This window comes from Oceanihabitans sp. 2_MG-2023, assembly GCF_030547245.1.
Lineage (GTDB): Bacteria > Bacteroidota > Bacteroidia > Flavobacteriales > Flavobacteriaceae > Oceanihabitans.
Genome location: NZ_JAUOQT010000001.1, coordinates 471,784 through 496,154, shown reverse-complemented (window position 1 = coordinate 496,154; position 24,371 = coordinate 471,784). Strand labels below are relative to the sequence as shown.

The 24,371-nt window shown below is 33.5% G+C and carries 18 protein-coding genes; 8 read left to right on the top strand and 10 right to left on the bottom strand.

The features are described 5' to 3' along the window. Positions 1-112 precede the first annotated feature (112 nt). Positions 113-6,196 carry a T9SS type A sorting domain-containing protein gene (locus tag Q4512_RS02085; protein ID WP_303421109.1) on the bottom strand — a complete coding sequence of 2,028 codons (6,084 nt, stop codon included), beginning with the start codon at positions 6,194-6,196 and terminating at the stop codon, positions 113-115. A 133-nt stretch (positions 6,197-6,329) separates the two neighbouring features. Between Q4512_RS02085 and Q4512_RS02080 the strand changes: the two genes are divergently transcribed. Further along, a complete protein-coding gene (locus Q4512_RS02080) occupies positions 6,330-6,803 on the top strand; it encodes a regulatory protein RecX (protein WP_303421107.1) in 474 nt (157 codons plus the stop codon). Between the two features lie 51 nt (positions 6,804-6,854). On the opposite strand, the gene Q4512_RS02075 is transcribed toward Q4512_RS02080, so the two are convergent. The 4 genes from Q4512_RS02075 to Q4512_RS02060 form a co-directional block, all read right to left on the bottom strand. Then, entirely contained in the window at positions 6,855-9,038 is a 2,184-nt protein-coding gene (locus tag Q4512_RS02075) for a T9SS type A sorting domain-containing protein (protein ID WP_303421105.1), read from the bottom strand. 198 nt (positions 9,039-9,236) lie between these two features. Further along, the gene (locus Q4512_RS02070; RefSeq protein ID WP_303421104.1) at positions 9,237-9,731 is read right to left on the bottom strand and encodes a DUF6646 family protein; all 495 of its coding nucleotides are present in this window, start codon (positions 9,729-9,731) and stop codon (positions 9,237-9,239) included. Between the two features lie 33 nt (positions 9,732-9,764). Then, a complete protein-coding gene (locus Q4512_RS02065; protein WP_303421102.1) occupies positions 9,765-10,628 on the bottom strand; it encodes a cupin-like domain-containing protein in 864 nt (287 codons plus the stop codon). 137 nt (positions 10,629-10,765) lie between these two features. Beyond that, entirely contained in the window at positions 10,766-12,586 is a 1,821-nt protein-coding gene (locus tag Q4512_RS02060; RefSeq protein ID WP_303421100.1) for a TonB-dependent receptor, read from the bottom strand. 78 nt (positions 12,587-12,664) lie between these two features. Between Q4512_RS02060 and Q4512_RS02055 the strand changes: the two genes are divergently transcribed. Then, positions 12,665-14,158, top strand: a complete 1,494-nt coding sequence (locus tag Q4512_RS02055; protein WP_303421098.1) for a PLP-dependent aminotransferase family protein — start codon at positions 12,665-12,667, stop codon at positions 14,156-14,158. Positions 14,159-14,164: 6 nt separating this feature from the next. Here Q4512_RS02055 and Q4512_RS02050 read toward each other — a convergent pair whose 3' ends face one another. The 3 genes from Q4512_RS02050 to Q4512_RS02040 form a co-directional block, all read right to left on the bottom strand. Then, a complete protein-coding gene (locus tag Q4512_RS02050; protein ID WP_303421096.1) occupies positions 14,165-15,130 on the bottom strand; it encodes an alpha/beta fold hydrolase in 966 nt (321 codons plus the stop codon). A gap of 20 nt (positions 15,131-15,150) precedes the next feature. Beyond that, positions 15,151-15,564, bottom strand: a complete 414-nt coding sequence (locus Q4512_RS02045; protein ID WP_303421094.1) for a putative signal transducing protein — start codon at positions 15,562-15,564, stop codon at positions 15,151-15,153. Positions 15,565-15,629: 65 nt separating this feature from the next. Then, entirely contained in the window at positions 15,630-16,142 is a 513-nt protein-coding gene (locus tag Q4512_RS02040) for a hypothetical protein (protein WP_303421092.1), read from the bottom strand. A gap of 103 nt (positions 16,143-16,245) precedes the next feature. On the opposite strand from Q4512_RS02040, the gene Q4512_RS02035 reads away from it, so the two are divergent. The 6 genes from Q4512_RS02035 to Q4512_RS02010 all read left to right on the top strand — a co-directional run bounded on the left by Q4512_RS02035 (position 16,246) and on the right by Q4512_RS02010 (position 22,314). Continuing rightward, a complete protein-coding gene (locus Q4512_RS02035) occupies positions 16,246-17,505 on the top strand; it encodes a Y-family DNA polymerase (RefSeq protein ID WP_303421090.1) in 1,260 nt (419 codons plus the stop codon). A 64-nt stretch (positions 17,506-17,569) separates the two neighbouring features. Beyond that, entirely contained in the window at positions 17,570-18,010 is a 441-nt protein-coding gene (locus tag Q4512_RS02030) for a LexA family transcriptional regulator (protein WP_303421088.1), read from the top strand. Between the two features lie 4 nt (positions 18,011-18,014). Next, positions 18,015-19,064, top strand: coding sequence for an AraC family transcriptional regulator (locus Q4512_RS02025; protein ID WP_303421086.1), 1,050 nt, complete (start codon positions 18,015-18,017; stop codon positions 19,062-19,064). A 109-nt stretch (positions 19,065-19,173) separates the two neighbouring features. After that, complete coding sequence (locus Q4512_RS02020; protein WP_303421084.1) at positions 19,174-19,599, top strand: nuclear transport factor 2 family protein; 426 nt, start codon at positions 19,174-19,176, stop codon at positions 19,597-19,599. An 11-nt stretch (positions 19,600-19,610) separates the two neighbouring features. After that, positions 19,611-20,153 (top strand): hypothetical protein, encoded by a 543-nt coding sequence (locus Q4512_RS02015; RefSeq protein ID WP_303421082.1) that lies wholly within the window; start codon positions 19,611-19,613, stop codon positions 20,151-20,153. 1 nt (position 20,154) lies between these two features. Further along, entirely contained in the window at positions 20,155-22,314 is a 2,160-nt protein-coding gene (locus Q4512_RS02010) for a DUF5916 domain-containing protein (protein WP_303421080.1), read from the top strand. 55 nt (positions 22,315-22,369) lie between these two features. Here the strand turns inward: Q4512_RS02010 and Q4512_RS02005 are convergent, their stop codons facing one another. Together Q4512_RS02005 and atpD are read right to left on the bottom strand one after the other, a co-directional pair. Then, the gene (locus tag Q4512_RS02005; RefSeq protein ID WP_303421078.1) at positions 22,370-22,648 is read right to left on the bottom strand and encodes a F0F1 ATP synthase subunit epsilon; all 279 of its coding nucleotides are present in this window, start codon (positions 22,646-22,648) and stop codon (positions 22,370-22,372) included. 89 nt (positions 22,649-22,737) lie between these two features. After that, entirely contained in the window at positions 22,738-24,246 is a 1,509-nt protein-coding gene (gene atpD, locus Q4512_RS02000) for a F0F1 ATP synthase subunit beta (protein ID WP_303421076.1), read from the bottom strand. Between the last annotated feature and the right edge of the window lie 125 nt (positions 24,247-24,371).

The following is a 24,371-nucleotide window of genomic DNA, read 5'->3' as shown; positions in this document are numbered from 1 at the left end:
AGCTATAACAAAGGTCTTATGTCACATAAAAAGGATGCCATTTCTATCCTTAACGCAAACAAAAAGCCTGCTCCAAAAGAGCAGGCTTTTTGTTTTTACTAAAAACAATCTATTAGTTTCTCTTCACAGCCTTTTTTGTAATAACCACATCGTTAGATAAAGTCACTTTAGCAACATAAGTCGCCTGGCTTAAATTATCTAAGTGGTATATTTCGGTACTACTGTTTCCATTTAAGTTGTAAAGCAATCTTCCTAAAACATCGTAAATCTTAACGTTTTTAATTTCTAAGGCATTCGATGTATTAAATTGCACACTACCATCTGCTTGTTCTATTATGGTAAGCGCATTGGTATATTCATTTTCGTTAACAGATAAAGAAGTCGTGTTAAATACAATATCAAATCTATTCGTAAATGAACCAGAATCCGAAGTAAAGTTATAATCACTAGCTTTTAAATCGTGATAAACTTGCATTAATTTATCATGTACATAAATGCTATTGTTTGTTAAAAACTCACCTTCCAACTTCGGAATAGAAAAAGTATAAATAGTTGCTTCTTCTATGCTTGTGTTAAATCCAATAGGAATTACTTCCTCCGCATGTAAACTTTCCGGAGATTTTCCTTGAATTGCTAGTTTGTCTTTACCATTTACCTCTTCAATTATAGAATATAAGGAAGCGTATGCGTCTGTTGCTAAGTTTTTAGGAGCATCATAATACATACCATCATAATCATTTGTTGCACCTGGTACATAACCTATTAATATTTGGTTAAATACACCACTATCTGTAGTTAAATTCAACCATAACTTATTTGCTTGATCGCTACTAGAACTTCTAAAAAACTGACTGTTATTTCCGGTTACACGCATCGTATTGTTAAAAAGAACATCGGCAGTTTCTATATCTGCAGAAACTGTTGTTGTACTAACAGCATCAGACATAGATATAAAAAATCCTTGTCCAGATGGAATAAATCGATCTGGTTCAATACCATCACCACCAGCAGTTTGTCCAGTTCCATTAATAACGGCATAATCACTTTGTGCAAAGTTTAAAACTTGATTTCCATTATTGGTATCCGAATACGGCGAATCTTGAGACCATAAAAAGATAGCACCATCTGTAACACCTGTTGTCGTTTCCGATACATTAGTGTCTATTGCTGTATTTGCAGTAAGAAAAATATCGGCATCGATAGCAGAGGCATACGGATTACCAATAAAGTTCCAGTTATTATCATTCGTTTCCGAATCATTTCTATAAAGCGGTACCGTATAATCCCCAGTATTTAGTGCTCCTTCAAACGTGTATTCGTAGTTTGCTCCTGGTATACCAAATCCTATTTGATTGTGCATTGCTGCATAACCAACTCCTGGTTGCATGATATCGCTATTCGAAGTGAACTGCCAGTCGTCTCCGTTATCATCTATATCATCTTGGCCATTTACAGTTCCGTTATTATTATTCGTTTCTGCGGTTGCATCCAAATAATTAGTAGCATCATACCAAAAACGTCTAGAATTATGTGCTTCTTGTAATCCGTTTCCAATAGTTTCACCTACAACAGGAGAACTCCAATAGGTGTATTCATAATAATTATTTAAAGGCGCAGTGCGTTTATTTACTTGTGTTAGTGCATCTGGGTGTAAAGTGTAAGTTCCTGCATTTATGCCATCACCATGTTGTACAAAACTTCCTTTGTCTTCTATAAGAACACCGTCTAAACCAAGACCGTTACCATATATATCTACATTTGTAATAACTTCTACATAATGGCCGCTGGTAATTATTAATTTGTTTCCTGCATTTACCACTAATTGACAAGCACTAAAGCTACCATTAGTTGTTGTATTATAATCTCCATCAATTATAATTAGTTTATCACTATCTGGAGTATTATTTGGAGGCAAAATACCTGTCCAGCTGGTACCATCCCAGGTTAAAGTATTTAATTCTGGTTTTATTGCTTCGCTAGTAGTGTAACAGCCAGCACCTTCAGATACTTCGCAATAGAATTGATAATCTGTTTTAGAAATGATATTATCTACAATTAGGGTGCTTTGAGTAGCAGTGTTTGTTATCGTATAGTCTCCTCCTGTACTTATAGGATTCCATAGGTCGTTTACACCATCGTAATAATACCATTGAAAAGTTAAATCATAAGAATCTGCAGCATAAATACCAGTATATCCTTCTGTCGCATTTGCTGTAATTTCAAAAGTAGTACATGAAGTAATTGGAGTGTCTAAAGATATTGTTGGAGTACCTCCTTCAAAATCTGGAGCTTGTCCTGCGCCAACACAATAAGGAGAGGAAGGGTAAACATCTGTAAAAGCCCAATCGGCAGCATTATAAGTTGCTACAGGTTTTGCAACAGTTAAGTCTCTTAGGTAACGATATCCTAAAAGGTTTCCAGTATGTAATTGGTCAATAGTAGTATAACTACCTGAGCCGTTATTTTTTCTTAGTTCTACACCATCATTTGCATTAAAACCAATAAAAGCGGTTTCATAAGGAGTTGGATAATCAGTACAATTACTTCCATCTATCCTAATACGGTATATTTCTCCAGGTGCTAATGTTCCTGTAAGAGAATGCCATACAGCATACGGGCTTCCAACAGTGTCTGTGTGATCTGTTGTTCTATACAGTCTGTATTCGCTTAAGTCTTTCGTTTCTAAAGTAGCGTTATAAACAGTAATCATACCACCATTACCCCAAGCACCACCAGAGCCATCTATATCTTGATCTTCATCAAACAATTCATAAATAAATAAATCGGTAGCAGCAGGTACTATATTAGTCTCACAATTAAACTCTTCATTTATTACATTAAAAGGGAAAGCAGAATCACAAATAATAGAATTCGTTTCAATAATAATACTACCGTCTACAGCATTCGCTGGAATTTGTATCACGACTTCATTACTGTCTTGAGAAACTGGAGTAAGTGTTGTTCCATTAAAACTTATGGTAGCCGAACCTAATTGACTACCAGAAATAGTTACATAAGCACCAATAGGCCCAGAAGATAAATTGATGGTTGTTGTTGTAGTTGGCGGTGTACAAGGAGTACAATATACCTTTACATCATCCAGATACCAAGTGTTAAAAGTGGAGTTAAATCTAAAACTTACATCCGCATTAGAAGCTAAGTTTATTCCCGAAACATCGGTTAAGTCTACTAATTCCGTTTTACCATCTTCTGTAACACTAAACGTATGCAAAATAGTCCAAGCTCCAGCACCAATACGATAATCTACTGTAGCAATACTTCCGTGTGCAGTAACAGAGGAATCTTGATAAAACTCTAATATGGTAGGGTAATCAGTAGCTTCGGTAATAATAGCATCGTTTGTACCAAATACTCTACAAGGTTGTGCAACCCCAGCATGTGCACCAGAAGTTTCGTTTATTGTTCCACTATTGGTCCATCCTGTATTTGGAAAACCAACAAAGTCTTCATCAATACAAGGCGAACCACTATGTACAAATAAAACAGCCTCGTCGGATAAGGAATCTCCACAAGAATTTGTTGCAGTTATTCTATAAACATATCCATGCATACTAATACTAGCGCTTAATACGGTAAGTGTATTCGCGTTTGTACCCGTATTTGTCCAGCTAGTACCTCCATCGGTACTTACTTCCCATTGGTAGCTAGTAGCTCCTGTAGCAGTTGCTGTAAAAGTAGCATTGCTGCCATTAGTTACATTAATATTATCTGGTTGGTCTGTAATTACAGGAAGGTTACTTATGGTAACTGTATATGGACCAACGACTCCAGAGGACCAACATGAAGTAGTTGTATTAAATGCTCTTACATAATAATCACCATCTGTTGTAACGTTTAAAGCGCTAGTGGTATTATTTGTGGTATCTACACCAGCGGCATCCGTTTGCCAGTAGTAAATAATATCTGTAGGCGCAGTACCTGAAAAATCCAATTCTGCAGTTTCACAAAAATCTGGAGCATCTATACTAGAAATTACTCCTGTTGGATCGGATGGTGGTGTACATGGAGTACCACAGTAAACTTCTAAATCATCCAGATACACCGAATTATTTTCTGTGACCATATTGATACGTATATCCACATTACTTAAAGCTGTAATTAAAGATAAATCAAAAGTGTATTGCGTATAAGTAGTTCCAGTAACTGTTTGAGTAGTTCCAATATCCGTCCAAGTACCTCCATTGTCATATTGTACTTTTATTTGACTTCCTGAACCACTAGATAGTCTAGCCCAGAAAGAAAGAGATGCAGGGTTGCTTGTAGTTGGTAATTCTAAATCATCACCTGGATCGTTAAAACCTATTTTATATGTTCCAGAATAAGCACTTCCGGTATTTCTATATGTTCCATCTAAAGTATATCCAGAAGGTAAAGAAGCGTCAAAGTCGTCTAAACCAATACATGGTCCACTAATAGTAGTTGCATCATTGGTTAATGGTGCTGTTGTATTGTAGATTGGTCCACCAGTACAACTCGAATCGTTTAATGCAAAAACAAAAAAGTAATATTGGGTTGTTTGCGATAAACCAGTTGCTGTAAATGTCGTTGCGTTACTGCTTTGTACTACAGTACCACTACCAATAGTATCTCCAGTGGTATAGCTTGTGTTATCTACAGGGTTTGCACCTAATGTAGCAGAAGTACTTACAACCACAAGATAATCGTCTGCAGTAGTTGCTGTAAAAGAACCATCTATGGAAGATCCAGTTATATTACTTAAACTTAAACTGGTTGGTTGTGTTGATGGAGCAGCACATGGAGCTAATGGAGCTGGTGACCAAGCGCAAATTCCAAAATCACCATCATTATTACCTCCATATTCCCAAAAAAGTAGATACAGCGTATCTCCTGGTGTTAATCCAGTTACATTTAATTCTGGCATTGTCCCATTTGTATCGTCATCACAATCTATTTGCGTTAGAGATCCACATGTTCCACTATAAAGAGCCATTACACCATCGGTTAAAACTCCTGCTGTAGTTTCTATGTTTAATTCCCCTGAAGCAGGTACAGTGATTTCAAACCATATATCAGCGGAAGTACTATATCCATTACAGGTTGTAGTTGCACCACTATTTGTAGCATTTACAGTAGTATAAGTTGTAGGAGTACAAGAAGTACCTGTAGCAACAGGTAGTATTGTAGCGTTTAAACAATCATCATTTGTAGGTGGTGCAGGTGTTACTTCTCCACTTACATTAATGGTTGGTGTAGTGCCTAGGCCAGATGTGGCATTCGCAATGGTAATCGTATTGCTATAGGTATTAACCGCTAAACCAGCTACTAAACGGGTGTATATAGGTATTGTACTATTGGCATCAATTAAAGGTATATTCACAGAAGCACCATAACCGCCAACAGCTGTTAAAGAAACTTCAAAATCTGTTGAAGTTGATGTAATTGTTGTTCCAGAAGGATCTGTTAATAAAGTTCCAGTAACATCAAAGCTTTGTGGAGCAGATGGTCCTGTACCAAAAACGTAATCTAAATCTGGAATTGTGGTTGGTGTTGCGGTGATGTTTGTTGTTGGGGTAGAATTGGTACCAATTATTTCGGCGTCATCTACAATCCAATATTCATTACTACTATTGTTGTCCATTACTAGCCTTACTTTTAGATTATTTACACTTGGTAAACCATCAACAATAATTGTACTATAACCATCAGTAGTTCTATTACCTCCAGCAGTAGGAGCAAAAATAGTAGGGGTATTATTATTGTCGTAAGTTGTAGATGCTGTTCCTGTTCCACTGTCAAACGACCATCTAGCATTACTATAACCTCGAACTTGTAATTGGCGTAGCCAAGTGGTTCCTCCATCGTTACTAATATCCACGAAAACGTCATCGGCACCATCAGCACCATTACCCGAACTTCCAGAAAAAGAAGCTAATCTACATGTGAAATAAATATTTGTATAGGCCGAAGCATCTACATTTGCAAAAATAACGGTCGAAGTACCATTACTTTCTTCAATTGCGCGTGTACCACTTACAAAATTATTATCTCCAGCAGGGAAAGGGCCAGTTCCTGTAGCAATTGAACCCCCAGTATATGTCATTGTTGGTGTTGCAGGAGAAGTTTCAAAATCTTGTATTCCAATAGTTACCTGCGCAAAACCAGACACAAAAGCGTATAAACATGCAATTAATATTAGTGCGTAATTCTTTTTCATAGGGATAATATTTTATTTTTGTTTTTCTGCTAAAAAAACAAGCACGTAAATATACGTTAAAGAACTTAAATTTCAAGTACTTAAAGTTATGTGTGTGTTAATAATATGCCAGATGAAATGTTAAAAAAAAACCATGAATCCACAAAAGACATATTCTCTCGACGAAGCGCAAAAAAAGTTAGAGTTTTACTGTGCATACCAAGAAAGGTGTCATAAAGAAGTTGTTAATAAATTAACAACGATGCGCATGATTCCCGATGCAATAGATGTAATTGTGGTGCATTTAATTCAAAATAACTTTTTAAACGAGGAACGTTTTGCAAAAGCTTTTGTTCTTGGTAAGTTTAGAATTAAAAAATGGGGAAAAAATAGACTGCAATTAGAGCTAAAAAGAAAAGATATTAGCAAGACTATTATAGGTATTGCGCTTCAAGAAATTGAAGAAGCCGATTATTTAGAAACTTTTCATGCTTTAGCCGAAAAAAAATTAGAAACTATTAGAGAAAGCAATAGTTATAAGAAAAAAAAGAAGCTGGCAGATTACCTGCTGTATCGCGGTTGGGAAAGTGCGTTAGTGTACGATAAAGTAAATGCTTTAATACAATAAAAATAAGCCTTAAAACGATAGTGCTTTAAGGCTTATTTAAAAAAAAATCTACTAAAGTTGTTTTACTAGTTTTTTGGTAAGTAAAATATCGTTTTCTAAATACACTTTTGCTATGTAAGTTCCTGTAGCAATGGTGCTACTATTTATTTTTAAAGCACTTGCTTTGTTGGCCTTTACTTGTTGTACTAACTGTCCTGCAGTATTGTAAAGATGTATTGATTCTATTGGGTTTTCAAGGTTTGTTTTAAACTGTATTTCGCTAGGATTTAGCTCGATAATAGAAAGTTGATTTGCTAAATCGTTTGTGTTTATAGCAAGTGTTTCGTCGGTAAAAACAACTTCAAAACGATCGCTAAATTCACCCGTAGATGCAGTAAAGTTGTAACTAGAAATACGCAAGTCGTGAAGCATGTTTAGGTGGTTATCTTTTAAGTATATTGGATTGTTTTCTAAAAAGTCTCCTTCTTCTTTATCTAATGCAATGGTGAATTGCGAGGTTAAAGCATCACTATTGTAAAACTCTAAAGGAATTATTTCGTTACTGTTTAGTGCTGTTGCGTTTTTTGCTTGAATGGCATATTTTTTATTAGGAACACCAGCAATGGTAGTGTATAGCATAGAGGCGCATTCTCCAGACATGTTTCTTAGTGCGTCGTAATAACTTCCGTCGTCTCCATTAGTAGCACCATCCATATATGCAATTAAAGCTTGATTAAATACGCCATTGTTAGAGCTCAAGTTTAACCAAATTTTATTAGCATCTGTAGTTGTTACATTTTTGAAAAATTGTGCATTTGCATCGTTTTCTGCTACTCGCATTGCATTTGTAAAAGTAGCATTACCATTGGTTAAACCTTGAATAAAGAACCCTTGTCCGGAAGGTATATTTCTACTAGGAATTAACCCAGAACCACCAGCAACTTCTCCGGCACCATTTATAATAGCATAGTCGTTGGTATTAAAATTATAGACTTGATTTCCGCTACTTCCAGAACTAGGAGGTGTAGCATGCGACCATAAATAAATCGCGCTAGCAATAACGCCTGTGTTTGCAGCAAAAAAACTATCTACATTGATAGCAGAAGGATATGGATTTCCAATAAAATTCCAATCTAAATCACCATTATCGCCATTATAAAAAATAGGAGTAGTGATGGTTCCAGTGTTAAAAGTTCCTGTAAAAATATACGGATATTTGTTTCCTACGGTAAATCCAGATCCCGAATGTGTTGCAGCATAGCCAACACCTGGTTGTAGTATGGTGTTTCCATTTAATAGCGCCCAGTCGTTTCCGTTGTCGTCAATATCATCATGTCCAGCGATATAGGTTCCAGTGTTTCCAACTTCGGCAAGTACATCTAGAAAGTTTGCAGCATTAAACCAAAAGCGCATATTTGTGTTCGACGAAGCAAAGGCGCTATTTACAGTGGTATTGCTTACTGGTGAGCTCCAATAGGTGTAGTCGTACCAATGGTTTAAATTGGTAGTAAGTTTATTTACTTTAGATATTCCTCCTGGATTTACTGTAAACGTTCCAAGGTTGTTAACTTGTACAAAAGATCCAGTAGATTCTACGATTAGTGTTCCATCAATAGTTGCATCATTTTTTACTTGAATATAACTGTTGTTGGATACGATAACCGTTTTTCCGGATGCAATTTCTATGTTATATGAAATAAGATTTCCGTTGGTTTCCGTGGTGTAATCGTCATTAATTATTGCTATGGTTTCCGTTTCTGGTAGGCCATTACTCCAAGAGCCACTATTCCAAATGGTTTCTTTTCGGGTTACAGCTCCTGTAACCGATATGGTGTAGCTTATGGCAGGATGTGTAACGCTTAATATGGTTTTAGCAGGAGCGGTAATACTTACGTTTCCATTATAAGTACCAGTGTCAAGTCCTGCTTTTAAGCGAACGTAAACAGGAACAGGGCCTAAAGATATAAAGGCTCCAGAAATTACAATTTGATCTGCAAATCCAGGAGATCCTGTTACATAAACTTCATATCCAGCAGGAGCAGTAACTGTGTAGGGTCTTGTTAGAAAGAGACCATCATTAATTGTGAAACTTTCATTGTCTGATGGACCGTTGTTTAATTCATAAGAAAAGTTTGGTAGGTCTGCATAGAGCAGTGCGTTTTTTTTAGTTAAATTGTTACTCGATTTATTGTGCTTTGCATAGGATGACAAAGAAAATAAAGTAGCAACAAAAAAACAAAGTAGGTTTGTTTTCATGTAATAGCGTTTTGGGATTAAATATTACGCTAATTTCTAAAAAATTTTCAAATAATCTATAAAGTGCTCGATTTTTTTGTTTAAATGCATTCGTTTTTTTGGTATTCTTTAAAATGGACACTTTTTTTATCCCTTTTTTTAAAATAAGACAAAAAAAAGAGCATATACATATATGCTCTTTTTTTCTAAAAATGTTTTTTACATATTAAAAACTACTCCGGCATTTACTGTAAATTGATTGTGTAGTTTTTCGGAAGCGTCTAATTTTCCTGTGTCATATTTTGCTAGTGGCACATTAAGTTCCGCAAAAACCCCTAAACCATCAGTAAAGAAATAACGCGCTCCTAAATGTGTACCAAAGTTTTTTAACCCAAGGTGTAAACCAGGATATAGGTCGAAGGCATCGTCTATGTTAATAACGTTTCCAATATTAGCGTTCACTCTTGCTTTAATATCAAATCTTTTTGCAAATGCTTTACCTACATTATCTGTATTAATTCCTAGTGCGTAGCTAGAAGATATTCCTACCGAAATATTTTCACCTAAACCATAATCGAAACTAGCAAAAATACCAGTAGCATTGTCTTGAAAATTAGCACCAACTTGTATTTTTTTATCTCCACTTCCCGAAAAGGATTGTGCTTGTAAAAAGCTAACACTTAGTAGTGTTATAAATAATATTATATTTTTCATTTGTAAAAATTTAAATTAAAAAAGAATGCAAAATTAGCTATTTTTTTGATTAGTTCTAAGTATTGCTTGTTTGTTTTTGTAATCTATCCAGTTTTGCCCTTTTATTTTTCGCATCATATTATCAAAATGACGCATAATTATAATGTTATATATTGCTTTTGCTACGTTTCTAGGGTTTTTAGAAATAGATCGTAAACTCATGGAAAAACCTGGTGTTTTATATTTCATGTAATGCCAATAGCCTTCTGGCATATATAAAACTTCACCATGTTTTAAATTGGTACTATGGCCTTTGGCATGTTGTAAAGCGGGCCATTTTTTAAAGTCTGGATTAGAAAAATCGATATCTTCTCTTACGATTAAAGAATGCGGAATTTTATATAAATATTTACTCTGTTTTTGGTCAAACAAAATAATTTGTTTTGTCCCTTCAAAATGAAAGTGAAAAATATTAGCCAAATCGATATCGTAATGCATAAATGTATGCGAATCTTTTCCGCCAAAAAAAAGCATTGGTAATCCTTTCATGAATTTTAAACCTAGATCGGGAAAGCGAAAATCTTTTTGAAGCTGTGGTACTTCTTTTAAAATATTCCAAAGAAAAATCCTGTATTTTGTTGGTTCGCTTTTTAGTAAATCGACATAATCCTGCATTTTCATAGTGGCATGTGCTTGATTAAAACCGTCTTTATAATGCACAGGTCTGTCATCGTAAAGCGGTACTATTTTGTCGCCAGCAACCTGTTTCATGTAGTCTAAATTCCATTTGTTAAATGCAGGCCAATCTTCTATACAACGCTCTATTACCACAGGTTTTTGTGGTTTGTAGTAGTTGGTTAAAAATTCCTTTTTCGTAATGTTTTTTACTCTAGGAATATCTTGAAGATGGAGTTTCAATACAAAAGATTTAAAAGCCCAAAGTTACTAAAACCTAAGCAAACAAAAGCGTTAAACCAATATTGGTTGTGCTAATAAAAAAACGGCATCTAGAATCCTCTTATTCTAGATGCCGTTTTTAGTATTTCGTGAGATTTTTATTTAAAATGATATTTTATACCAAATAGTACATTTCCTTTTGGCATTGGCACTAAGTTCGTTTCCGTGTATTCGGTATTGAAAATATTATTTGCTAGTATAGAAATTTCAAAAGCATTTTTTATTGTGTATTGTACACTTGCATCGATAACCGCATAACTTGCACCAGAAGTTCTTTCGGCGTATTTATAAATAATGCTTTGCGATAGATTTTTTATAAATTGTGTTTGTAAACTTGCAGTTGCATGATGTTTTAACGAGTTAATGGAGTATCTAGAAAAATTACTGGACACAGCTTTTAAATCGTCTTCTAAAAAGGTATACCCTGTTGTGATTGCTTGTTTAAAATCTCCAAGCTTGAAACCATAGGAAGCGTTAAGCTCTATACCTTGAGTGTTTAAATCTCTAATGTTTGTTGCTTGCCATAAATCGCTCTCATTTTCTTTTACAAAGTCTATTAGTTTTTTAGAATCTCTATTAAAGGCAGCAAAAGAAATATTAAAGTTTCCGTTGCGGTATTTTATTCCTATTTCTTCTGCTATTGCTTCTTCAGGATCTAAATCTTCGTTTCCTAAAGTGGTAGGATCGCTATAAAATAAATCGGTATATGTTGGTATTCTGTAAGTGTAACCAATGTTTCCATAGATTTTTAAATCATTATTAATCTTGTATCCAATATCTAAACCAGGAAAGGCGTGGAATTTAAAATCGGAAAAATAATTTATAGCAACTCCAGGCGTAATATCTAATTTATTATTAGCTAATAAAAAACGATGTTCTAAAAACATAGTAGTCATAAAACGATTTCTAGCGCCTAAATTATTACTAGATAAATACACTTTTGCTACATCTACCCCAAAACCAGTGACTCCAATTTTAGATGTATACGAAGCATCTATTGCAGCTCCAATTTTATTGGTTTGGTGTAAATTTCTGTAAATGGAAGGGTCTTGTCTTACAAAAACATACATATCTTGGTTTCGTTTCCAGTATAATTTTGGTTTAAGTGTTAGTTTTTCTTTTTTGATTTCGGAAGAAATACCAATTAAACTTGCCTGAGTTTCTTCGTATTGATTAATGGCTGATGGGCTAGCATAAAAACCATTTGCACCAAATTTTCTTTCTTGAAAAGAAGCTATCAAGTCTATTGGTGTTTTGCTGGTGTTGAAGCTACTTTTAATGAAATAATTCTGATTATCATAATCGGTATTATATCTATAACCATCGGAAGTAATTCGGGAAACCTGAATAATATGGGAAGAATTTTTAAGGGTACTTCCAACCATCACCGAACCATTAAGTTGCCCAAAAGAACCTGCTTGTGCATTTAAAGAAACGCTATTTTCGGTATTTTTTTTAGTTACTATATTTATAGCTCCTGTAAATGCATTTTGCCCAAAAATTCTGGCGGCAGGACCTTTAATAATTTCGATACGCTCTATAACTTCCATAGGTAAAGCCATGTTCATGGTGTGATGTCCCGTTTGTGCATCGTCCATTTTTATGCCATCAATAAGTAATAAAGTTTGATCGAAACCACCACCACGAATATATAAATCGGCTTGCATACCAGCTGTTCCACGACGTCTAATATCTACTCCAGCGACTTGTTGTAATAAATCGGCAACATTAGTAGTTGCACTTTTTTTAATGTCTTCTTGGGAGATTACGGTTATCGTTCTAGAATTTTCTTTAAAAGGTAAATCAATTCGTGTAGAAGTAATAATTACAGAATCTAATTGCTGTTCGTTTTCTAAATTTTGTGCTTGAGATGTTGTAGAAAAAAGAACAAGTAAAACCAGTATATGGTATAATTTCATAATAAAAAATATTCGTGATTTTTAACGCTGCAAAATTAGTAACTTTCCGGATCATTAAACTAGTCCAGTTTTAAAAATATGAGTAGTCCGGTTCATGCCATGTTAAAATCGTTAATATCTATAGATAAGTCGCTAAGTACTTCTATATATATTCAAATTGCACAACAAATGATTAATGCGATACAACGTGGCTATTTGCCAGAAGGCACTGTATTACCAGGAACTAGGAAATTTAGTGCATTATTTTCTATAAACAGAAATACAGCTGTTGCAGTATATGAAGAGTTAGCATCGCAAGGTTGGGTTGCAATTCTAGCAAATAAAGGAACGTTTGTGTTAATGCCAGAAAAGAAAACAGTAGCAATTAAAGGCACATTACAAAGTTTAGAAAATTTAAATGCATACCCCAAAACTGCAGGATTTCCGTTTCAATCCTCTTTTCATTTAGCATCTACTGAAGAATTTTCTATACAGAAGTATGTGATAAATGATGGGAAACCCGATTTAAGATTACATCCTATACATCAATTTTCACGATGGTATAGTGCCTCGATGAAACGAGCTTCTTTAATTTCAAAATGGAATCAAACTCAAGACCAATCGGATACTACTTTTAGTAAACAATTATGTAATTATTTAAATGCCACACGTGGGTTTCATATAAAACCAAATAATATTGTAAGCACACGAAGTACCGAAATGAGTTTATATATTGTATCGCAGCTTTTAATTCAAAAAAATGATGTGGTTCTAGTTGGCGAATTAAGCCATTATAAATCGAATATGATTTTTCAGCAAGCAGGAGCAAATTTGAAAACCATTCCTGTAGATGCTTATGGTATAGATGTCGATTTTATTGAAAAGAATTTTACCAAAAAGAGTATTCGTTGCGTGTATGTTTGTGCACATAGACAATATCCAACTGCAGTAACCCTTACTGCCGAAAGGCGATTGCAATTATTACAATTAGCAAAAGCATATCAATTTGCGATAATAGAAGACGATTTTGATTACGATTTTCAATTGGATGGTTCTGCAATGGTGCCTATGGCAAGTGCAGATGGTCAAGGTGTTGTTATTTACTTAGGTAGGTTAGGGCAGTCTTTTTTTCCTAGTTTTCAAATAGGATTTGTAGTTGCTCCAGAAAATATTATTAACGAAGCCAAAAACTATTTGCAAATATTAGATAAGCAAGGAGATTTAATTCAGAAACAAATACTCACTGAGCTTATTGAGGAAGGTGAAATACATCGACTAATAAAAAAGAATATTACCGTATATAAGCAAAGACGGGATTATTTATGCGCTTGTTTACACAAGCACTTTAAAGCATATGCAACTTGGCAAGTTCCTGCAGGTGGATTAGCGGTTTGGTTGTGTTTTGTGCCTAGTATATCTCTTATACAACTTGCCGAAAAAGCAAAAAATAACAATCTATTTTTACCAAAAACTATATTGTTTCAAGATAAAAACACTTGTGCAATTCGTTTTGGTTTTGGGCATTTAAACGAAACAGAAATAGAAGATGTTGTTACTTTATTAAAACAATCTTTTGAAGAAGTATTACAGTAAATAACTTTATTCTTTTAAAAAGGTATCTAATATAGAATAGAATTTTTCAGGTTCTTCTAAATACGGATTATGACCACTTTGTTCAAACATTTCAAATTGTGCTTGTGGCATAAAAGTTTTGTATTGTACAGCAAATTCTGGTGTAGAAACTCCATCATAACGTCCAGCAACAATTAGCGTTTTTGCTTTTACATCTTTTAATTGTTGTCTGTAATCTTGATTAATCATGCTACCCGAAACATCAAAATCGCCATCTCTACCAATAATTGTGGTATACACGGCATTTGCCCAGCCTCTATACTTTTCTTTTGGTGCATTTTGTTTCAAGCTAGTATTGTGATAATAAATGTATTTGGTAGGAAAGTTGCCATACACCGTTTTTAAAGGTTCTTGACTAGAGATATATCCTAAAGCACGAAGGGAGTCTACTTGTTTCCATTTTTCAGGAAAATGTGTTTTTGCATAATGGTTGTAGCTATCACAATTTGCTTGCCACATGGCGCCAGAATGAAAACCGTTTATCAATACCATTTTGTCTACATGGTCTTTGTATTTTATAGCGTATGCTTGCGCAGGAACGGTTCCATAAGAATGTCCAACAAGGGAGATTTTATCGAAATTTAATAGTTTACGAAGCTTTTCTATTAGTGCTACATCTGCTTCTACCGAATATTCGGAAGTATTTTTTGCATCATCACTTTTACCGCGACCTAGCCAGTCGAAAAACACCACTGTATTGGTTTTGTAATAGTGCCCAAAATTACCTTGCATATAATCATGAGAATTCCCAGGACCTCCTGGAAGAAAGAAAATAGGATCTCCAGAACCTAAAACTTCCACATTAATTTTATACCCATCAATGGTGTAGAATTTAGATGTAAATTTTTCGAAAATCTCAGGGTCTTGTTGTGCGGTAGCAGAAAAACTACTCGATAATATCAATAAGGTAAAGACTTTAATAATGTAATGCATAATAAGGTATGTTTCGTTTATTATTTAATATCAAATTCTGTATGGCAGGTTTCGCATCGGTATTTTTCTTTTGCGTAAAACGGAAGTGTACCAGAAATAAAACCTACTACAAATGAAAAAAAAGATTTAAAATCGGTAATAGTAGAAAACATAGCTACATGTTTGCTATTACAGTTTGCGCATGTAATGGCATTGCCTTCATCGTCTACCGAATATTTTTCTATAGTGTCTAGAATATGTTGTGCTTTAAGCGCATCTTCGACATATACTTTTAATTTTACTCCTCCAATTGCGTTGCTAACCAAAGGATCTGTGTCTATGGTAAAATTATCACTTAAAAACACAGGAATACCTTCCGACTCTAAACGCCCTTTTATTATTTGCGCTTCGGTAGAATATTGAAACTTTGCTATAGTTTTAAAGGTGTCGCTCATAATTTCCCCACTAAATTGGGAATTTTTTAGTTAGTAAATGTGTTATTAAAGTTACGTTTTTCTATTTATACAGCCTTTTGTTTTAAAGCTTCTTTATCAATCCATTTATAATCGTTTGCAATAGTAGCGTCTAGTAAATCGATGTTTAATTCTTCCGATAAATCATAAGCAACTGCAAGTGCATCTTCGAAGTTGTTTTTTTCGTAGAGTTTAAAATGTTTGTTTTTATTATACCATAAATTTACTTCAAAAATATAGCTTCCATCTGCTAATAATTGCAGGAAAATGGAAACGTATTCGTAATTTTTAATGGGGCCAACTTCTGTAGTTGCTCTAAACTTAGAGTTTTTTAAATCTACATATATTTTTTTGTATCTACTAAATCCTACGCCAATTCCTACTAAATAAATAACACCTTCTGTCATGGCGCCAACCGCTTTAAAATTGCTTAAGTTGAAAAACTTATATAATAAAGAGGCTACAATAATACCAAAAGCAGCTGTAAAAGCGAATGCAGCAATAATGGTTTCCCATAAAGGTTTAGGAGATTCTGAGACGCAAAGAATATTTTCTTTCATTGTTTCAAATATAATTATTTAAAGAGTGGTTTTTTTAATTTTAGTTAATAAGATTTTTTTCTTCAGATAAAAGAAAAGCCCTTTTCCTCTATCTTTGTAAACTATGTTTGCACTAGTAGATTGTAATAATTTCTATGCTTCTTGCGAACGTGTTTTTAACCCTAATTTACAAGGAAAACCAGTCGCTATTCTAAGTAATAACGATGGTTGTGTTATCTCACGAAGTGACGAAGCTAAAGCGTTGGACTTACCAATGGGAGCGCCTATTTTTAAATGGGAAGCTTTCTGTAAGGCCAACCATATTCACGTGCTTTCTTCTAACTATTCTTTGTATGGCGATATGAGTTCGCGCGTTATGGAAATACTAAAACAGTTTACTCCAGATGTTGAGGTGTATAGTATTGACGAATCCTTTTTAGAATTTAAAGGTTTTGAAAATTATGATTTTCATAGTTATGGATTACAAATACGAAAACGCATTTTAAAATGGACAGGTATACCAACTTCAGTTGGTATTGCACCAACTAAAGCTTTAAGTAAGGTTGCGAATAAGATTGCTAGAAAATATCCAAAAGAAACCAAAGGTACTTATGTTATAGATACCGAAGAAAAACGAATAAAAGCATTAAAATGGACTAAAATAAAGGATGTTTGGGGCATTGGCAGAAAATTAAGCAAACGTTTAAAAGACAAAGGATGTAATACTGCTTACGATTTTACACAACTACCAGATGCTTGGGTGAAACGTAATTTTTCTGTAATTGAGTCTCGTTTAAAACGCGATTTAGAAGGAATGCCAACACTGCAATTAGAAGAAAATAGTACCACTAAGAAAATGATAGCTACTACACGTAGTTTTGAATATACATATTCGGATTTAGATAATATTAAAGAACGCATTTCTACTTTTGCAACCAGTTGTGCCGAAAAACTACGAAAACAAGGTTCTAGCTGTCATGTTATTATTGTACAATTAAGTAGTGATAGACATAAAAAAGATGCAGAACAACATCGAGTAAGTCGTATGGTAAGTCTTCCTTACCCAACAAATTCCTCTTTAATTATTAGTACCCAAGCGGTAATTGCGGTAACCTCTATTTTTAAAAAAGGCATTAAATACAAAAGGGCAGGCGTTATTGTTTCAGGATTAGTACCAATAGATAATTACCAATTACATTTATTTGAACACGAAAATCCAAAGCATAAATATTTAATGCGAGCTATAGATGGTGTCAATAGTAAATATGGTAGTTATAAGATAAAATTGGGCAATCAAGATTTAAAACGTACTTGGAAAATGCGCCAAGAACGATTAACCCCAAAATATACTACGAACATTAATGATATTATAAAAGTGAAATAATGTATTCTTGTAAAGACAAAAAATCTTTTTAATGTGTATATTTAAGAAATAAAATAAAAATCCAATGCTACTACATAAATCGGAAGCCCTCACGTTTTTTACACCAGAACTTTTAGAAAATTCTGGCGCTAGATTTTTTGATACAGGAATATCTGCAGGATTTCCTTCTCCAGCCGAAGATTTTAAAGAGCAAAGAATAAGTTTAGATCGTGAGCTTATAAAAAATAAAGAAGCTACTTTTTTTGCAAAAGTAAGTGGGCAATCTATGATTGGAGCAGGATTAGACGATAAAGATTTATTAGTAATAGATAGAAGTATAGAACCTGCACACAATAAAATTGCAGTATGTTTTTTAGATGGTGAGTTTACCGTAAAACGCTTAAAAGTAGATACAGAAGGGCTTTGGTTGCAACCAGAAAACCCCAATTACCCTATGATTAGAATTACAGATGAGAACGATTTTGTTATTTGGGGAATCGTTACCAATGTGATTAAAAAGGTGTAGAATTATGTCTTTTGATAATCCTTTACTGTTTTTTATATGCTCTATAGGTGTTTTCAATGGTTTTATTGCCAGCTCTTATTTTCTTTTTTTTAGCAAACAAAAACGTGTTCAAAATCGATTCTTTGGACTATTACTTTTGATGCTTAGTCTTAGAATTGGTAAGTCTGTATATATATTATTTACAGCAAGAGAACATCGTGATTTGTTACTCTCTCAAATTGGTTTATCAGCTTGTTTTTTAATAGGAATTTCTTTGTTTTATTATTTAAAATCTTCAGTCGATAATAGAAAAACAATTCCGAAGTCCTGGAAAATACACTATAGTATTCTCGTTTTCATTGTTTTGTTAGTAGGAATTATAAAGCCATATAAACTTTATGTAGATTTTTGGAATCATTATTTTATTCATTTTATTTATGCAGTTTGGGGAATATACTTGTTGCTTTCAGCATTCCTTTTAAAAGATATTTTTAAGAAAATTATTAGTAAAAACACAAAATGCACCACATCCGAAATCTGGTTAGTTGCTGTTTTTATAGGAAACATATTAATTTATGCTGCATATATAATTGGTTATTTCTATCTCTATTTAATAGGAACCATTACTTTTTCGGTAGTGTTTTATGTATTGTTAATTTTATTATTATTCAAAAAGAATAGAGAAAGTGTGTTTCAAGATATTCCGGAAAAGTATGCTGCAAAAAAGATAGATAAAACGGAAGCAGAAAAATTAACTCAGCAATTAACTTCATTAATGCAAAGGAAAGAATTGTTTAAAAATCCAGATGTAAAACTGAAGGATTTAGCCGACGAATTAAACATTTCTAAGCACTATTTATCTCAATTATTAAATGATAACCTTGGTAAATCCTTCGCACAATATATTAATACGTTTAGAACAGAAGAAGCAAAACGTTTATTATTAGAAAATAACCAATTCACTTTAGAGGCTATTGGCTTTGAAGCTGGATTCTCTTCGAAATCTACATTTTACGCTACTTTCAAGAAAATTATTGGGCAAACTCCAGCCGAATTTAAAAAACAATTTTCGTAGTATTTTATCCAAATTTATAATTCTGGACAATTCCATTATAACCTAACACGACATTTTTGAATCGTTTTCTGATGTTTGTATTTCAATCAAACACATAAAAAAATTCATCATGAAAAATTACATTTTATTATTTACTGCAGTATTCACATTTCAATATGCTATAGCACAATCGGCATGTGCTAATGTAGAAAAAACACTTCAAAACTATATGGAAGGCAGTTCGTATAACAAGCCAGAACTATTAGAAGATGCGTTTACAGAAAATGCTACTTTGTATTTAACTGGAAAAGATGGTTTTAAATTGTATACACCTAAAGAATATGCCGCTTTTTTTAAGGATGCTGAAAATGGCACTTTTAATGGACGCGATGCAAAAGTTTTGGCAATAGAAGTAGTAAAAGATATAGCAACCGCTAAGGTTGAAATTGCAGGCCCAGAAAGAAAATGGGTTTATATCGATTTATTCTTGCTTAAGAAATTTGATGAGGAATGGAAGATTATAAGTAAAACTGCAACTAGAGTAGACAGTAATTAAAAATCAGGATAATGAAAAAAGCACTATTAGTCTTATCCCTTGCCTTTATATGTATAACTGTAAAGGCGCAAGAAAGTAAAGTAACCACTTTTCATAGAATGCTTATTCTTAATAAAGAGAATAAGTTGTTGGTTGTAAAAATTAAAAACAAAGATATTTGGGTAACACCAGGGCTCTATCAAAATAGTAAACAAACGATAAATCAAGGCATAGATAGTATTGCATCTACTTATGGTATTAAAGTGTTTGATATTAAGTTACGAGGAATGTATGGACTTAAAACACGATCTAAAAACCATTATTCCACAAGAAATATTTTTGTAATGAAAACAGATGCTATAGATGTATTATTACCAGAAATTATAGAAGAAGTTTTATGGTTAGATATTAATGAAGCTGTTAAACGAATTAGCTTTTCTCATATATCTGATTTTATAAATGATGTTTTTATGTTTCCTAATGCAATACGATATGGAACAATGGAAAGAGGGGATAATCATGGGAATTATGAATCAAAAATTTTAGAACGATTTTATAGTTCAAAGAAGGATTAATATGAAACATATTTTCATTTTACTATTCCTAACCGTTGGGTTTCGTGTTTCTGCTCAAGAATTTACGATACAATACAAAGACGCTAAAATAGATATAGATGGTACATTTTATGAATCTGTTTGGCAAGAATTACCAGAACATACCGGTTTTTATAACTATTTACCTACTGATATTGGTTTAGCAGAAAACCAAACCTCTGTAAAACTATTTCATAATGGAGAGCATTTATTTGTGCGTGCTATTTACAAGGATAGTACTTATAGAAGTCAAGTAAGCACTTTAAAGCGGGACGTGTCTATAGCTTATAGTGATGCTTTTGTTATGGTTTTAGATACACAAAACCAAGAGCAAAACGGTTACTTTTTTGCAGTGAATGCTTTAGGCAACCAAACAGATGGTTTAGTTGGTAGAAGTAATAGCGGTTATAATTTAAGTTTTAGCTGGAATACCGTTTGGCAAGCAAAAGTAAAATTAGTAGGCAGTAACAAGCAGTATGAAATTGCTATTCCGTTAAAATCCTTAAATTTTAATAAAGACAATGCAACTTTTGGTATTCAGTTTTATGTAAGAGATATAAAAAATAATTCTTGGACTATTTTTAAGAATGTGAAACGCAACTTCGCGAATTTAGATTTACGATTCACCGAAAAATTTATGGTTGAAAACCTTCCAAATAAGGCCGCATCTCGTTTTACAGTTACACCATCTATCACTGCAAATTATCAAAATGATGTGATTGCAAAAGAAGATGAAACAACCTTTAAGCCAAGTTTAGATGCGCAATACAATGTAACCTCTTCTTTAAAACTAGATGCTACAATACATCCAGATTTTTCTCAAATAGATGTAGATCAACAAGTAACCAACCTAACCCGATTTGCAGTAAATTTCCCGGAACAAAGAAATTTCTTTTTAGAAAATTCCGATTTGTTTTCTAATCTAGGAGTAGAGAGTGTAAATCCATTTTATTCTAGAAAAATAGGTGCCAATAGTGATATACAATTTGGACTGAAACTATCTGGTAACATAGCTCCTAAAATAAGGCTAGGTGTTTTAAATGTGCAAACAGATAAGGAAAATGATATTGCTTCTCAAAACTTTGGAGTATTGGTTGTTCAGCAACAATTAACCAATAACTTTACCACTACAGGATATATAGTAAATAGACAAGAAACGGATGGTTTTATGTTAGTAAACGATTATAATCGTGTTACAGGGTTAAACCTTAATTATAAATCGAATAACAATAAATGGATAGGTTTAGCCAATTTTGGAAAGAGTTTTAATGATGAGGTTTCCAAAAATAATAGTTTTTACCATGCTGGAATTTGGTATAATAAAAGAGGGTTAGCCTGGAATGCAGCAATAAAAAATATTGGCAAAAATTATATCACAGATGTTGGTTTTACACCAAGGCTATCTAATTATGATGCTATTAATGATGTTGTTGTAAGAGAAGGGTATACGCAAAGTACAGTAGGAGTAGAGTATGAGAAATTTTATGAAAATTCTAAAAACCTGAATTCGTATAGAATTCTAAATTATAGTAACAATAGTTATTTTAATGAAAAAGGAAATCTGTCACAATCTTCACATTACTTTAATACAGCATTGTTTTTTAAAGATCTGTCTGCTATTTATGCAAATGTTTATTATGATTTTATAGATCTTGCTTATGGGTTTGATCCTTTAAATAACGGAAACGCGCTTCAACCAGACACCTATAATTTTGGATTAGTAAAAGTAGGTTATAACTCAGCAAATAATCAAAAACTTAGATATAGTGTACATGTTCAAAAAGGTAATTACTATAGTGGTAAAAGAACTTCGGGAGGTGTATTTTTAAATTATCAGATGCTTCCTTTTGCAAATTTTGAATTGTCTTATGATGTGAATACAATTGATTTAAACCAATTAGGCAAAGAAACTTTTCATCTAACCCGTTTTACAGGAGAAGTTTTCTTTAACAATAGATTAAATTGGACTACCTATGTGCAGCATAATACGCAAAGGGATAACTTTAATATTAATAGTAGGTTACAATGGGAGTACAAACCGTTATCGTATGTGTATTTAGTAGTTTCTGATAATTATAATGAAGAAATATCGCGACAAAATTGGGGAGTTGCCTTTAAGATGAATTATAGATTTGAGTTTTAAACAAAAAAACGCTTCAGATTATCTGAAGCGTTTTTTATATACATTGTTTGTGATATTAGTCTGCTAACACAATCACTTTATTGTTATTGATTTCTAAAGTACCAGAGTTAATCGCTAGCCAAGTTCCTTTATCACTACCTTTAGTAAATTTATCTTGAACTTCCTCTTCTAAAGAAATATCGCCATAAATCTTAACATTTCCTTCTTTTAAAAGAGAAACGATAGGTGCGTGATCTTTTAGTAGTTCAAACTCTCCATTTAATCCAGGAACAGTAATACTAGTTACATCTCCTTTAAATAACGTTGCTTCTGGTGATACAATTTCTAAATACATCTTTTAAATTTTATTTAAAAGCTTCCGTGAAAACGGAAGTCTAATTTATATTAAATAGATGCTGAAATAAATTCAGCACTTGCTTCGGCTTATGCCTCTGCAAGCATTTTTTCTCCAGATTCGATAGCTTCTTCAATAGTACCTTTAAGGTTAAAAGCAGCTTCTGGTAAGTGATCTAACTCCCCATCCATAATCATGTTGAATCCTTTAATAGTTTCTTTAATATCTACTAAAACACCTTTAAGACCTGTAAATTGCTCCGCTACGTGGAAAGGTTGCGATAAGAAACGTTGTACACGTCTAGCTCTACCTACAGCCATTTTATCTTCTTCCGATAATTCTTCCATACCAAGAATAGCAATAATATCTTGTAATTCTTTATAACGTTGTAATAACTCTTTTACACGTTGTGCACAGTTATAGTGTTCGTCTCCTAAAATATCAGCAGTAAGAATTCTTGAAGTAGAATCTAAAGGATCTACAGCAGGATAAATACCTAACTCAGCAATTTTACGAGATAATACGGTTGTTGCATCTAAGTGCGCAAAAGTTGTTGCTGGTGCTGGATCTGTTAAATCATCTGCAGGTACATAAACCGCTTGTACCGATGTAATAGATCCTCTTTTTGTTGAAGTAATACGTTCTTGCATTGCTCCCATTTCTGTTGCTAATGTTGGTTGGTAACCTACCGCAGAAGGCATACGACCTAATAATGCAGATACCTCTGAACCAGCTTGTGTAAAACGGAAGATGTTATCTACGAAGAAAAGTACATCTTTCCCTTGTCCTTCACCTGCTCCATCACGGAAATATTCAGCAATTGTTAAACCAGATAATGCAACACGTGCACGTGCTCCAGGTGGTTCGTTCATTTGTCCGAATACGAAAGTAGCCTTAGACTCTTTCATTATATTTTTGTCCACTTTTTGAAGATCCCAACCACCTTCTTCCATAGAATGCATAAAGTCGTCACCATACTTGATAATTCCAGACTCTAACATTTCACGAAGTAAATCGTTTCCTTCACGTGTTCTTTCACCTACTCCTGCGAATACAGAAAGTCCACCGTGTCCTTTTGCAATATTGTTAATCAACTCTTGAATTAATACTGTTTTACCTACTCCAGCACCACCAAATAAACCAATTTTACCACCTTTTGCATAAGGCTCAATTAAATCGATTACTTTAATACCTGTAAATAAAACTTCAGTAGAAGTTGATAAATCTTCAAATTTAGGTGCTTGTCTGTGTATTGGTAACCCAGCTTCACCAGCTTTAGGTAAATCTCCAAGACCGTCAATAGCATCTCCAATTACATTAAATAAACGACCATAAACGTCATCTCCAACAGGCATTTGTATAGGAGCACCAGTAGCGTTAACTTCTGTTCCTCTACTTAAACCATCGGATGAGTCCATTGCAATAGTACGTACCGTATCTTCACCAATGTGAGATTGTACTTCTAATACTAAAAGCGAACCATCTGCTTTTTTGATTTCTAATGAATCATAAATCTTTGGAAGTTCGGCACCAGCAGCGAATTCTACATCGATAACTGGACCTACTATTTGTGCAACTTTACCTGTAACTTTTGACATTACTTTTATATTTAATGTTTTGGTATATTATTAATACGAAAAACGGTTTACGCAATTTTAATGCGTATAAGGTTTTTCGCGCTGCAAATATAGTGGTTTTAATTTAAAAAATATATCAAAATTTG